We start from the raw sequence: 12,560 nt of genomic DNA, 5'->3' as shown, positions 1-12,560 counted from the left end.
ACTATCGGCGGGCAGGGGGCTAAACCGTCGCGATAGATCATGAATGCGCGCTGAGAGAGCCCAATGCCCACGCTGAACGATATCCGCTCAACCTTTCTGAACTACTTTGCCAAACAAGGGCACGAAGTGGTCGCGTCGAGCCCGCTTGTGCCGCGCAACGACCCGACGCTGATGTTCGTTAACTCGGGCATGGTGCAGTTCAAGAACCTGTTCACCGGCCTTGAGACCCGCGACTACACACGTGCGACCACGGCGCAGAAATGCGTGCGCGCCGGTGGCAAGCACAACGACCTGGACAATGTCGGTTACACGGCCCGCCACCACACGTTCTTCGAGATGCTGGGCAACTTCTCGTTCGGCGACTATTTCAAGTCGGAAGCGATTCCGTTCGCTTGGGAATTGATCACCAAGGAGTTCGGGATCGACAAGAACCGTCTGCTTACGACCGTCTATCATACCGATGACGAGGCGTTCGAGATCTGGAAGAAAGTCGGCGTTGCCGAGGACCGGATCATCCGCATCGCCACAAGCGACAATTTCTGGCAAATGGGCCCGACCGGTCCCTGCGGCCCCTGTACCGAGATCTTCTATGATCACGGCGACCACATCTGGGGCGGACCTCCGGGATCGGCCGAGGAAGACGGTGACCGGTTCATCGAGATTTGGAATATCGTTTTCATGCAGAACGAGCAGTTCGAAGACGGCTCGATGCGTGAACTGGACATGCAGTCGATCGATACCGGCATGGGTCTGGAACGGATCGGCGCGTTGCTGCAGGGCAGCCATGACAACTATGACACCGACCTTTTCAAGACACTGATCGAGGCCTCGGCCGAAGTCACGCATGTGGACCCCTATGGCGATCAGAATGTGCACCATCGGGTAATTGCCGACCACTTGCGGTCGACCTCGTTCCTGATTGCTGACGGGGTCATGCCCTCGAATGATGGTCGCGGATATGTCCTGCGCCGGATCATGCGCCGGGCCATGCGCCACGCGCATCTTCTGGGCGCCAAGGATCCGGTCATGCACAAACTTGTTCCGACACTGGTTCAATTGATGGGCGCGCAGTATTCCGAGCTGGGTCGCGCTCAGGCTCTGATCGAAGAGACGTTGTTGTTGGAGGAAACCCGGTTCAAGCAGACGTTGGACCGGGGGCTCAAGCTGCTGGATGACGAAGTGGCGGGCCTGCCGGACGGGGCGCCACTGCCCGGGGATGCCGCCTTCAAGCTGTATGACACCTATGGCTTCCCGCTTGACCTGACCCAGGATGCCCTGCGCGAAAAAGGTCGGACGGTTGATACCGACGGATTCGACACCGCCATGGCCGAGCAGAAGGCGAAGGCGCGCGCCGCCTGGGCTGGTTCGGGGGAAGCAGCAGACCAGGCGGTCTGGTTCGACATATTGGACGCAAGCGGTGCCACCGATTTCCTGGGCTACGAAACCGAAATGGCTGAGGGTCAGGTTATGGCCCTGGTGGTCGACGGTGACCTTGTGGACCGTATCGAGCAGGGCGGATCCGGCTGGGTGGTCGTAAACCAGACACCTTTCTACGGCGAGGCTGGTGGCCAAGTTGGCGATTCCGGCAGCATCCGCCGTCTAGAAGATCGCACCCAGAGCGCGACGGTCGAAGACTGCCGGAAATTCGCGGATGGCAAGGTCTATGCACACAAGATCGTCGTGGACAGCGGTGCTATCGCCAAAGGTGATGCCGTCGAGCTCGAAGTTGATCACGCCCGGCGTTCGGCCATCCGAGCGAACCACTCGGCGACGCACCTCCTGCACGAAGCGCTGCGAGAAACGCTTGGCGATCATGTTGCACAGCGCGGATCGTTGAATGCTGCCGACCGTCTGCGGTTTGATTTCAGCCACGCCAAAGCGCTGACACCGGCCGAGCTGCAGACCGTGGAACGCGAGGTGAATGAGTTCATTCGTCAGAACTCGACGGTCGAAACCCGTATCATGACCCCGGACGATGCCCGCGCCTTGGGTGCACAGGCGTTGTTCGGTGAGAAATACGGCGACGAAGTCCGGGTCGTCTCGATGGGCAAGGCCCAGACCGGCAAGGGCCACGACGGCCAAACCTGGTCGATCGAACTGTGCGGTGGTACGCATGTGCGCCAGACAGGAGATATCGGGACCTTTGTCATTCTGGGTGACAGTGCAAGCAGCGCGGGCGTGCGGCGGATCGAGGCTCTGACCGGGGACTCTGCATTGCGGTACTTGACCGAGCAGGACCGGCGGCTTGGCCAGATTGCTGCCGAGTTGAAGGCGCAGCCGGATGATGTCGTCGATCGCATCAAAGCTCTGCTGGACGAGCGCAAGTCGTTGCAGAACGAAGTGGCGCAACTGCGCCGCGATCTGGCGATGGCCGGTGGAGCCGGTCAAGGCGGCGGCGCGGAAGCCAAAGAGATCAACGGCGTCAAGTTCCTGGCACAGGCTCTGAATGGTGTGTCGGGCAAGGATCTGCCGGCCCTCATTGATGAGCACAAAGCGCGGCTGGGATCGGGCGCCGTTCTTCTGATCGCCGACACGGGCGGCAAGGCTGCAGTTGCTGCCGGTGTCACAAGCGACCTGACGCAGTCGATATCGGCCGTCGATCTGGTCAAGGCCGCCGTGCAGGAACTGGGCGGCAAGGGCGGCGGCGGGCGTCCCGACATGGCGCAGGGCGGTGGTCGCGATGCCGCCAACGCCGCGGCGGCCATCAAGGCCGCGGAAGAGGTTTTGGGAGGATAAGATGCCAGCACTCTGGATTGCACATGTCACGGTTACTGATGCCGAAGCTTATGGCAAATACGCCGAGCTTGCCGGCCCGGCCATTTCCAAACATGGGGGCACGTTCATTGCCCGTGCAGGACGCTATGTCCAACTGGAAGGCAAAGAGCGGCCCCGCAATGTCGTGGCGAAGTTCCCGTCGGTTGAAGCCGCCGTCGCCTGTTACAACTCGGCTGAATACCAAGAAGCCCTGAGCCACGCCCGGGGCGCAAGCGAGCGCGAATTGCTGGTCGTCGAAACGACCGAGTGAGAATCAACCGGATCCGGTCTTGGATTGGCTCCGGAACCCGCTTTGGGTGACGCTACGTCAGCCAAAGTTGCGACGCCGATCCTGTAATTGGGCCGATAGTGTTCCGGTGATCACGTCCCGCAACAAAATTTCCCTCATACTTTCAATGAGTTGAGCTTTCTTGTGGCGGCGAAACTATGACGTTCTACCTCTAATTGTGTCAGGCTTCGCCATTTTCTTGCGCGGAAAAGGTCATATTGAGTTACGAATTTCCGCCGTTTTTTGCCGACAACCTGACCGAGGATTGCCAGAGCCAGTCTGTTAACGGATAGTTTCCAAAAGCAGAATATGGTCCTCAGAAGCGGCAGTCAGTCGAACGTATGGGATCGAGGGACAGGCATGAAACGGGTTTTGGACAGGCTCAACACAGTGGCAAGTCGCGCGGCCAGCAAGGCCACATTGGCTCTGGGTGTGTTGGGAGTGATCGGCGGTGCCGTTCTTGCGACAGGACAAGCCAGCGCTTCAGAGACAGCTTTCATTTCGGGGTTTTCGGCTTCGCCACCGCCGTCGGGCGCACGGACCTTGTGCCGCCAGTATGCTTGGGCTTGTGCGAACAAGAAGTCGGTTTCGCTGCCCAGCCATCAGGAACTGCGACTGGTCAAGCAAATCAATGCCCAGGTCAATGCGACAACGCGTGAGGTCACGGACCAAGTGCAGTACAAGACGCGGGAGCGTTGGGCCCTGCCAACATCGCGCGGCGGTGATTGCGAGGATTTTGCGCTGCTGAAAAAGCGTGACCTGATCAAGGCTGGAATTGATCCCAACAAGCTTTTGCTGGCGACCGTTTTGGACACCCGCCGCGGCCCCCACGCGGTTCTGGTTTACCGCTCCAATCAAGGTGATCTCGTGCTGGACAACCTGACCAATCGGATCAAACCCTGGTCGGCCACACGCTATTTGTTCCTGCGGATGCAGGATCCGAAACAGCCCCAGCGTTGGGTTGGGATTTACGGGCGAAGCTAAGAAGCCACAGCGATTTGAGTTTCTTGAAGGCTCCAGCAAAAAAAGGGCGATGAATTCATCGCCCTTTTTCATTTGTATGCCAGATTGCCACTGAAACGTGGCATCACGACCAAAGGCGGTTAGTCCTCGTCATTGTTGGCGTTGTTGCCCTGACCAGGGCTTGCGCCTTCCGGTCCATTTCCACCGCCATTATTACCGTTGACGCCGCCGCCGTTACCGTTGCCGCCGCCGTTACCGTTGCCGCCGCCGTTACCGTTGCCACCGCCGTTACCGTTGCCGCCGCTTGAGCTGCCACCGTCGCCGCCGCCCGAGCCGCCATCACCCGAGCCGCCGCCGTCACCGCCGTCGCCACCGCCCGAGCCGCCATCACCCGAGCCGCCGCCGTCACCGCCGTCGCCACCGCCCGAGCCGCCATCGCCGGACCCACCGCTGGAGCTACCGCCGCTTGAGCTGCCGCCATCACCGGACCCACCGCTGGAGCTACCGCCGCTTGAGCTGCCGCCATCACCGGACCCACCGCTAGAGCTACCGCCGCTGGAGCTGCCGCCATCACCGGACCCACCGCTAGAGCTACCGCCGCTTGAGCTGCCGCCATCACCGGACCCACCGCTGGAGCTACCGCCGCTTGAGCTGCCGCCATCACCGGACCCACCGCTGGAGCTACCGCCGCTTGAGCTGCCACCGCCATCACCGGACCCACCGCTGGAGCTGCCACCGCTGGAGCTGCCACCGCTGGAGCTACCGCCACTGGAACTGCCACCACTGGAACTGCCGCCACTGGAGCTGCCTCCACTGGAACTGCCGCCGCTTGAGCTGCCGCCACCAGAGCTACCGCCCGGAGTGGGTGCGTTGCCCCCGCTTGAGCCGCCACCGCTTGAGCCGCCACCGCTTGAGCTACCACCGCTTGAGCTACCACCGCTTGAGCTACCACCGCTTGAGCTACCGCCGCCTGAGCTCCCGCTCTGTTCCGAAGGGCCGTCGCCGGATCTTTGATCAACCGTCCCGATCGACGCGGTCGGGAAATCCGTCAGTACGGCTGCAAAAGCCGGGCAGGTCTGCAAAGTGCGGGCAAGAATGTCTTCAAAATCGGCACGACGCTGGATGTAACGCAGCATCCGTGCATCCACGACCGTACAGGCACACAGGGTTTCTGTGGAAACCGACTGCCGGGCTGTCTGGATCGTACATTTGTCCGCGGCGACAACAGGCCCACCGGACATCAGCGGCAATGAAGCTGAAGCAAATACTATTGTCAGTAGACGGGATTTGATGCGCATATCGCGCCTCCTTAAACTCGTTAAACTCATCACCGAACAACCTGGCGATGACATACTTTGAACACAAATACACCCCTATCACGTCGCATTTTCAAGGGCAACACCGCGATAGCGATGCGGAATTAACTCATCTTATGGACGAAATTGCAGGCAAAACAAAAGGGAAGCCATGAACCATTCATGGCTTCCCTGAGAAAACACCGTTTCAGATGGACGCAAAAATGTCACATTCGCGCCATTGTTTCCGACCCGTCCAAAATCGAACGGACCGGGGGTCAGGCTGACTTGGCCATACGCTTGCGTTCGTGCGGATCAAGGAACCGCTTTCTCAGTCGGATCGCGTTCGGGGTTACTTCGACCAGCTCATCGTCGTCGATGTAGGCGATGGCCTCCTCCAGCGAGAACTGGACATGCGGTGTCAGGCGAACGGCATCGTCCGAGCCGCTGGCCCGCACGTTGGTCAGTTTCTTGCCTTTCAGCGGGTTCACCTCAAGGTCATTGTCCCGCGAATGTTCGCCGATGATCATGCCCTGATACACATCGGTCTGGGGGCCGACGAACATCCGCCCACGCTCTTCCAGGTTCCACAGCGCGTATGCGACGGCCTGGCCGTTCTCCATCGAGATCAGAACGCCGGCGCGCCGCCCGGGGATCGGGCCCTTGTGCGGTGCCCAGCCGTGGAACACGCGGTTCAGAACGCCGGTGCCGCGGGTGTCGGTCAGGAATTCACCGTGATAGCCGATCAGGCCACGAGACGGGACATGCGCAATGATGCGGGTTTTGCCAACTCCTGCGGGGCGCATCTCAACCAGCTCGCCCTTGCGCGCGCCTGTCACCTTTTCGATGACTGCGCCCGAGAATTCGTCATCCACGTCGATGGTGACTTCCTCGATGGGCTCCAGGCGTTGGCCGTCTTCCTCGCGGAACAGAACCTGCGGGCGCGAGATGCTGAGCTCGAACCCTTCGCGACGCATGTTCTCGATCAGAACGCCCATCTGCAACTCACCGCGGCCCGCAACCTCGAAGGCTTCGCCGCCGGGGGTGTCGGTGATCTGGATCGCCACGTTCGATTCGGCCTCTTTCATCAGGCGGTCGCGGATGACGCGCGACTGGACCTTCTTGCCGTCACGCCCCGCCAGCGGCGAGTCGTTGATGCCGAAGGTGACGGTGATGGTCGGCGGGTCAATCGGCTGGGCGGGCAGGGCCTCGTCCACCTGGGGCGCCACCAGCGAATCCGCAACGGTGGCCTTGCTCATGCCTGCGATGGTTACGATGTCGCCCGCTTCGGCGACGTCGATCGGTTGCTGGCTGAGGCCGCGGAAGGCCAGGATCTTGGTAGCCCGGAAATTCTCGATCAGCTTGCCGTCACGGCTGAGCGCTTTGAGGCTGTCACCCGCTTTGAGCGTACCGCTTTCCACACGGCCGGTCAGAATGCGACCGATGAACGGGTCGCTGCCCAGAGTGGTCGCCAACATGCGGAAGGGTTCATCCTTGCGCTCAGCTTGTTTGGGGGCGGGAACGTGGTCGACCACTAGATCGAACAGGGCGGACAGGTCCTTGCGTGGGCCGTCCAGTTCCATATCGGCCCAGCCGGACCGCCCCGAGGCGTACATGGCAGGGAAATCCAGCTGGTCGTCGTCGGCGCCGAGGTTGGCGAACAGGTCAAAGCATTCGTCCAGCGCGCGGTCGGGCTCGGCATCGGGCTTGTCGACCTTGTTCAGCACCACGATTGGACGCAGACCCAGTGCCAGCGCCTTCGATGTCACGAATTTCGTCTGGGGCATCGGGCCTTCGGCGGCATCGACCAGAAGCACAACACCGTCGACCATGCTGAGGATACGCTCGACCTCGCCGCCGAAATCGGCGTGGCCGGGGGTGTCAACGATGTTGATGCGCGTGCCTTTCCACTCGACACTGGTGGCCTTGGCCAGAATGGTGATGCCGCGTTCACGTTCCAGGTCGTTGCTGTCCATGGCGCGCTCGGCCACGGCCTGGTTTTCCCGGAATGCACCGGATTGTTTGAGTAGCTCGTCAACCAGGGTCGTTTTACCGTGGTCCACGTGAGCGATGATTGCGATGTTGCGCAGGTCCATGAGGTCAGCCTTTGAACGGGAAGTTGCCGCGCGCATAACGCGGCGCGGCACAAGTTACCAGCCCTAACGCGCGATCAGTGGCCCGCAGTCTGCGAAAAGAGGTGGATGACCAGAATGCCGCCCAGAATCATCGCAAGGCCCAGAACCGCCGGCCAGTCCAGCCGTTGGCCGAAAACCACAAAGCCGATCAGCGCAATCAGAGCGATGCCAAGCCCGGACCAGATCGCGTAAACGATGCCGACGGGCATTACCTTCAGTGTCAGCGCCATCAGGTAAAAGGCAAAGCCATAGCCCACCACCACCAGAACCGAGGGCCAGAACCGGGTGAATTGCTGGCTGGCCTGCAATGCGGTCGTTCCGATTGTCTCGGCGATAACGGCGAGAAGGAGGATCAGGTAGGCGTGGGGCATGGTTCTTGAACCCTTGATGCATCTGCTGGGACGTTGAGCACAGAATTCAGAAACGGCGCAAGGAAATTCAGGCAGCCGCCCCTTTCGTTGGTTCACCTAGGGTCAGGTAAACCCGACTATGGCAAGGCCGGAAAGCGTGTAAACTACTCGACGTTTTCGATTACTTTTTTAACGAGTGTGTTTCATGACGACATTTGCAAAAACGGTCGTGTTTGCTTCGGCAATAATCGTGGCGATTGGGTGGCTTGCTGACGGGGGGTCCGTCGATACTGACGCAGCCAAATTGGTTGATAGGTCAAGCGCAACAACAGTTTGAACGCCACGAATGAAACGAAAAAGGAGCCCGCGGGCTCCTTTTTTGTGCGCTTATTGCTTTTCGATCGCCTTCACCTTGGACCGGTGATCCGACAGCCTCTTGATCAGGAATTGCCGCGCCTTGCGCTCGGCCAACCGGACGCGGATTTCGGTGAGGAAGGCCTCCTCAAGCGATTGGGAGGCCGCGCCCAGCACGTCACCGACTTCGACGTAGAACCGATCCTGGCCGGTTTCGTCCATGACCTTCATCGTATCCTCGGCCAGTTTCGCCGCGAGAATGGTGATGGTGTCGGACATCAGCGTGTGTTCTCGGTCAGGCGGCGTTTGACGTAGTCGGTCACGTTGGTCATCAGCGTATCCATGTGCTCACCCTGGAAGAAGTGGTCGGCTCCTTCAACCTCGGTATGGGTGATGGTGATACCCTTCTGCTCGTGCAGCTTTCCGACCAGTGCGGTGGTGTCCGCCGGCGGTGCCACCCGGTCAGCCGTTCCGTTGATGATCAGCCCGGACGAGGGGCAGGGGGCAAGGAACGAAAAATCATACATGTTCGCGGGCGGCGACACGCTGATGAAGCCGGTGATCTCGGGGCGACGCATCAGCAACTGCATGCCGATCCAGGCTCCGAACGAAAAGCCTGCAACCCAGCAATGTTTCGAGTTGTTGTTCATCGACTGCAGATAGTCCAACGCCGATGCCGCGTCGCTGAGTTCTCCGACGCCCTGGTCATACTCGCCCTGGCTGCGGCCGACGCCCCGGAAATTGAAGCGCAGGACCGTAAAGCCCATGTTGTAGAACGCGTAGTGCAGGTTGTAGACGACCTTGTTGTTCATGGTCCCGCCGAACTGGGGGTGCGGGTGCAGCACGATGGCGATCGGTGCGTCTTTTTCCTTTTGGGGGTGGTAACGGCCTTCCAGTCGGCCTTCAGGTCCGGGAAAAATCACCTCGGGCATGTGTGCGGTTGTCCTGTCTTTTTCTCGCGGGCGCCGGGATATACTTGACGGTTATCGTCAGGCACCTTAGAACGGTTCTAATTGAGTATCGCAGCGTGAACACGCTGTCAGTCGGAGATACGCACTGACCGCGGCGACGTCAATGTTTTCACGCGGTTCAAGCCACGAGGATCGAAGAATGAAGCTGTCAACCAAGGGCCGTTACGCGATGGTGGCGTTGGCGGACATCGCGCTTCAACCCGCCGACACGCTGGTGACCCTGGGAGAGATTTCCGAGCGTCAGGACATTTCGCTGCCCTATCTGGAGCAGCTGTTCGTCAAGCTGCGCCGTGCCGATCTGGTTGCATCGGTGCGCGGGCCGGGCGGCGGCTATCGTTTGGCACGGCCGGCGTCGGAGATCCGCGTGGTCGAGATTCTGTCAGCCGTGGATGAAACAGTTGATGCCATGCACAAGGGGGCCGGGGCTTCGGGGGGATCCTCGGGCAGCCGGGCGCAGTCGCTGACCAACCGCCTGTGGGAAAGTCTCAGCGCGCATGTCTACGTGTTCCTGCACCAGACACGCTTGTCCGATGTGATCCAGAACGACCTTGCGCCGTGTCCAGCGGTGCCTGGGCTGTTCTCGGTCGTGGATGATTGACCGGTGAGCGGATCGGGTCTCTCGAAGGGTGTGGCTGTGGATGAAAAGGTGAGTCCATGAAACGTGTTTACCTGGATCACAACGCCACGACCCCGCTGCGCCCCGAGGCGCGCGACGCAATGATCGCCGCGATGGAGGTCTGCGGGAACCCCTCCTCGGTCCATGCTGAGGGGCGAGCGGCCAAGGCTGTCATCGAAAAGGCGCGTGCGCAGGTGGCCGCGGCCTTTGGGGCGGATGGGGCCGATATCGTGTTCACATCCGGGTCGACCGAAGGCGCGGCGCTGGCCTTGGAAGGGCGCAACCTGCATGGCGCGGCGATCGAACATGATGCCGTAAGGGCCTGGACTGTCGAGGATTTGCCGGTTTCGCACCAAGGCGTTGTCGCCGTAGCCGACCCGGACCGGTCCACGTTGCAACTCGCCAATTCTGAAACCGGGATCATTCAGGCCTTGCCCAAGGGTCTAGCCGTCACCGATGCCACGCAGGCGTTCGGGAAACTGTCGATCGCCTTCAACTGGCTGGATGTGCAGATGGCGTTGGTCTCGGCGCACAAGCTGGGCGGGCCAAAGGGTGTGGGCGCCGTTGTGATGAAACGCGGCACCGATCTGGAGGCCCGGATCAAGGGCGGCGGGCAGGAAATGGGTCGCCGGTCGGGGACGGAAAATGTCATTGGAATCGCGGGGTTCGGCGCTGCGGCTGAAGCGGCGGCGCGAAATCTGGCAAACGGGGTTTGGGAAAAGGTTGCAGAACTTAGAAATATTCTAGAAAAGGCCCTTGAGGCTGGTTCTAAATCTACTATTTTTGTCGGGAAAGATCAGGATCGGTTGCCCAACACCCTGTGCTTTGCGACGCCCGGCTGGAAGGGCGAAACGCAGGTGATGCAGATGGATCTGTCGGGCTTTGCGATCAGCGCCGGTTCGGCCTGCTCCAGTGGCAAGGTGAAGGCAAGCGCGGTACTGACCGCGATGGGATATGACGAGGCCACGGCAGCCAGCGCGGTACGCGTTTCGCTGGGCCCCGAGACGAGTGAAGAAGACGTGCTGCGTTTCGCCGAGACGTGGCTGGAAAAAGAGAAAAAGCATCGCGCGCGGGCTGCGTGATCTGACGGAGGGTGGAACATGGCCGCTTTGGACCAGACCCAGGTAAAAGAAGGTGTCGATCAGGAAACCGTTGACGCGGTGCGCGAGGTCGGAACCTACAAATACGGGTGGGATACCGATATCGAGATGGAGTACGCGCCCAAAGGCGTGAACCCCGATATCGTCAAGCTGATCTCGGAAAAGAACGAAGAGCCCGAGTGGATGACCGAATGGCGTCTGAAGGCCTTCGAGCGCTGGACCCAGATGGAAGAGCCCAAATGGGCCATGGTCCACTATCCTGAAATCGATTTTCAGGACCAGTATTACTATGCCCGGCCCAAGTCGATGGAGACCAAGCCCAAGTCGCTGGACGAGGTCGATCCCAAACTACTGGCCACTTACGAAAAGCTGGGTATCCCGCTGAAAGAGCAGATGATTCTGGCCGGCGTGGAAGGTGCCGAGGATGCCCCGGCCGAGGGCCGCAAGGTCGCGGTGGATGCGGTGTTCGACTCGGTTTCGGTTGGCACGACCTTCCAAGCCGAGCTGAAGAAGGCCGGCGTGATCTTCTGCTCGATCTCCGAGGCGATCAAGGAACACCCGGAATTGGTCAAGAAGTATTTGGGCTCGGTGGTTCCGGTGTCGGACAATTTCTATGCCACGCTGAACTCGGCCGTGTTCTCGGACGGCTCGTTCGTCTATGTGCCGCCCGGCGTGCGCTGCCCAATGGAGCTGAGCACCTATTTCCGCATCAACGCAGAAAACACTGGCCAATTCGAGCGGACTCTGATCATCGCCGACAAGGGCTCGTACGTGTCCTATCTGGAAGGCTGCACCGCGCCGCAGCGTGATACCGCGCAGCTGCATGCCGCAGTTGTCGAGATCATCGTCGAAGAAGACGCCGAGGTGAAATACTCGACCGTCCAGAACTGGTTCCCGGGCGATGAGAACGGCAAAGGCGGCATCTACAACTTCGTGACCAAGCGCGCCGATTGCCGGGGCGACCGGTCCAAGGTGATGTGGACGCAGGTCGAGACCGGCAGTGCCGTGACCTGGAAATACCCGTCCTGCATCCTGCGGGGTGATGACAGCCAAGGTGAGTTCTACTCGATCGCCATCACCAACAATATGCAGCAGGCCGATACCGGCACCAAGATGATCCATTTGGGCAAGAACACCAAGTCGCGCATCGTGTCCAAGGGCATCAGCGCGGGCAAGGCCCAGAACACCTATCGCGGGCTGGTGTCGATGCACCCCAAGGCCAAGAACAGCCGGAACTACACCCAATGCGACAGCCTGCTGATCGGCGACAAATGCGGGGCGCATACCGTTCCGTATATTGAGGTCAAGAACAACAGCAGCCGGGTCGAGCACGAGGCCACCACCTCGAAGGTCGATGACGATCAGCTGTTCTATTGCCGCCAGCGCGGCATGGACGAGGAAGAAGCCGTGGCGCTGGTGGTCAACGGTTTCTGCAAGGACGTGCTGCAGGCGCTGCCGATGGAGTTCGCCATGGAAGCCCAACAGCTGGTCGCGATCTCGCTGGAAGGCTCGGTCGGCTGATGGCCCGCTCGCCGCGCACCCGCAGGGATGATGTCCTGACCGCGGCGTCATATGCGCTGCCGGTTCTGGGCGGCTTGCTGGGCGTGGCCTATGTCAACGTCAACTACACCGATTTCATCAACCCGGTCTGGGCAATCGGCGGCGGGGCGGTCCTGGGATGGATCGCGGCGCGGCTGCTGCGCAGGGTGCTGGGATAGGAACAGACCGGGGCC

12 protein-coding genes are annotated in these 12,560 nt (G+C 60.6%); 7 read left to right on the top strand and 5 right to left on the bottom strand.

The annotated features are described in order from the left end of the window. The first annotated feature begins 63 nt into the window (after nucleotides 1-63). The 3 genes from alaS (at nucleotide 64) to ACR0CU_RS05735 (ending at nucleotide 4,027) form a co-directional block, all read left to right on the top strand. Entirely contained in the window at nucleotides 64-2,736 is a 2,673-nt protein-coding gene (gene alaS, locus ACR0CU_RS05745; RefSeq protein ID WP_170446048.1) for an alanine--tRNA ligase, read from the top strand. A 1-nt stretch (nucleotide 2,737) separates the two neighbouring features. Continuing rightward, complete coding sequence (locus ACR0CU_RS05740) at nucleotides 2,738-3,025, top strand: DUF1330 domain-containing protein (RefSeq protein ID WP_093962104.1); 288 nt, start codon at nucleotides 2,738-2,740, stop codon at nucleotides 3,023-3,025. 378 nt (nucleotides 3,026-3,403) lie between these two features. Beyond that, nucleotides 3,404-4,027 (top strand): transglutaminase-like cysteine peptidase, encoded by a 624-nt coding sequence (locus ACR0CU_RS05735; RefSeq protein ID WP_170339104.1) that lies wholly within the window; start codon nucleotides 3,404-3,406, stop codon nucleotides 4,025-4,027. A gap of 119 nt (nucleotides 4,028-4,146) precedes the next feature. Here ACR0CU_RS05735 and ACR0CU_RS05730 read toward each other — a convergent pair whose 3' ends face one another. From ACR0CU_RS05730 to ACR0CU_RS05710, 5 genes are all read right to left on the bottom strand, one after another. Beyond that, the gene (locus ACR0CU_RS05730; RefSeq protein WP_480642618.1) at nucleotides 4,147-5,304 is read right to left on the bottom strand and encodes a hypothetical protein; all 1,158 of its coding nucleotides are present in this window, start codon (nucleotides 5,302-5,304) and stop codon (nucleotides 4,147-4,149) included. A gap of 275 nt (nucleotides 5,305-5,579) precedes the next feature. After that, entirely contained in the window at nucleotides 5,580-7,397 is a 1,818-nt protein-coding gene (typA, locus tag ACR0CU_RS05725) for a translational GTPase TypA (protein ID WP_170338557.1), read from the bottom strand. 74 nt (nucleotides 7,398-7,471) lie between these two features. Further along, nucleotides 7,472-7,807 carry a DMT family transporter gene (locus ACR0CU_RS05720; protein ID WP_170339109.1) on the bottom strand — a complete coding sequence of 112 codons (336 nt, stop codon included), beginning with the start codon at nucleotides 7,805-7,807 and terminating at the stop codon, nucleotides 7,472-7,474. A gap of 366 nt (nucleotides 7,808-8,173) precedes the next feature. Continuing rightward, a complete protein-coding gene (locus tag ACR0CU_RS05715; RefSeq protein ID WP_093962100.1) occupies nucleotides 8,174-8,419 on the bottom strand; it encodes a hypothetical protein in 246 nt (81 codons plus the stop codon). Next, complete coding sequence (locus tag ACR0CU_RS05710) at nucleotides 8,419-9,072, bottom strand: alpha/beta hydrolase (RefSeq protein WP_093962099.1); 654 nt, start codon at nucleotides 9,070-9,072, stop codon at nucleotides 8,419-8,421. The genes ACR0CU_RS05715 and ACR0CU_RS05710 overlap by 1 nt, the downstream gene beginning before the upstream one ends. Nucleotides 9,073-9,250: 178 nt before the next feature. On the opposite strand from ACR0CU_RS05710, the gene iscR reads away from it, so the two are divergent. From iscR to ACR0CU_RS05690, 4 genes are read left to right on the top strand one after another with little or no spacing between them, the layout of a single operon-like run. Then, nucleotides 9,251-9,709 carry a Fe-S cluster assembly transcriptional regulator IscR gene (iscR, locus tag ACR0CU_RS05705; RefSeq protein ID WP_093962098.1) on the top strand — a complete coding sequence of 153 codons (459 nt, stop codon included), beginning with the start codon at nucleotides 9,251-9,253 and terminating at the stop codon, nucleotides 9,707-9,709. 56 nt (nucleotides 9,710-9,765) lie between these two features. Continuing rightward, a complete protein-coding gene (locus ACR0CU_RS05700; RefSeq protein ID WP_170445975.1) occupies nucleotides 9,766-10,809 on the top strand; it encodes a cysteine desulfurase family protein in 1,044 nt (347 codons plus the stop codon). 18 nt (nucleotides 10,810-10,827) lie between these two features. Further along, nucleotides 10,828-12,348 (top strand): Fe-S cluster assembly protein SufB, encoded by a 1,521-nt coding sequence (sufB, locus tag ACR0CU_RS05695; RefSeq protein WP_170339113.1) that lies wholly within the window; start codon nucleotides 10,828-10,830, stop codon nucleotides 12,346-12,348. After that, nucleotides 12,348-12,545, top strand: coding sequence for a hypothetical protein (locus tag ACR0CU_RS05690; protein ID WP_170357889.1), 198 nt, complete (start codon nucleotides 12,348-12,350; stop codon nucleotides 12,543-12,545). The genes sufB and ACR0CU_RS05690 overlap by 1 nt, the downstream gene beginning before the upstream one ends. The last annotated feature ends 15 nt before the right edge of the window (nucleotides 12,546-12,560 follow it).

This window comes from Ruegeria sp. BC2, from assembly GCF_056539245.1.
This window is presented reverse-complemented; position numbering and strand designations above follow the sequence as displayed.

Excerpts from the sequence above, each read along its gene's own strand:
- ACR0CU_RS05690 (WP_170357889.1), top strand. The coding sequence starts at position 12,348 with ATGGCCCGCTCGCCGCGCACCCGCAGGGATGATGTCCTGACCGCGGCG.
- sufB (WP_170339113.1), top strand. The coding sequence starts at position 10,828 with ATGGCCGCTTTGGACCAGACCCAGGTAAAAGAAGGTGTCGATCAGGAA.
- ACR0CU_RS05740 (WP_093962104.1), top strand. The coding sequence starts at position 2,738 with ATGCCAGCACTCTGGATTGCACATGTCACGGTTACTGATGCCGAAGCT.
- typA (WP_170338557.1), bottom strand. The coding sequence starts at position 7,397 with ATGGACCTGCGCAACATCGCAATCATCGCTCACGTGGACCACGGTAAA.
- iscR (WP_093962098.1), top strand. The coding sequence starts at position 9,251 with ATGAAGCTGTCAACCAAGGGCCGTTACGCGATGGTGGCGTTGGCGGAC.
- ACR0CU_RS05710 (WP_093962099.1), bottom strand. The coding sequence starts at position 9,072 with ATGCCCGAGGTGATTTTTCCCGGACCTGAAGGCCGACTGGAAGGCCGT.
- ACR0CU_RS05715 (WP_093962100.1), bottom strand. The coding sequence starts at position 8,419 with ATGTCCGACACCATCACCATTCTCGCGGCGAAACTGGCCGAGGATACG.
- ACR0CU_RS05700 (WP_170445975.1), top strand. The coding sequence starts at position 9,766 with ATGAAACGTGTTTACCTGGATCACAACGCCACGACCCCGCTGCGCCCC.
- ACR0CU_RS05735 (WP_170339104.1), top strand. The coding sequence starts at position 3,404 with ATGAAACGGGTTTTGGACAGGCTCAACACAGTGGCAAGTCGCGCGGCC.
- alaS (WP_170446048.1), top strand. The coding sequence starts at position 64 with ATGCCCACGCTGAACGATATCCGCTCAACCTTTCTGAACTACTTTGCC.
- ACR0CU_RS05720 (WP_170339109.1), bottom strand. The coding sequence starts at position 7,807 with ATGCCCCACGCCTACCTGATCCTCCTTCTCGCCGTTATCGCCGAGACA.
- ACR0CU_RS05730 (WP_480642618.1), bottom strand. The coding sequence starts at position 5,304 with ATGCGCATCAAATCCCGTCTACTGACAATAGTATTTGCTTCAGCTTCA.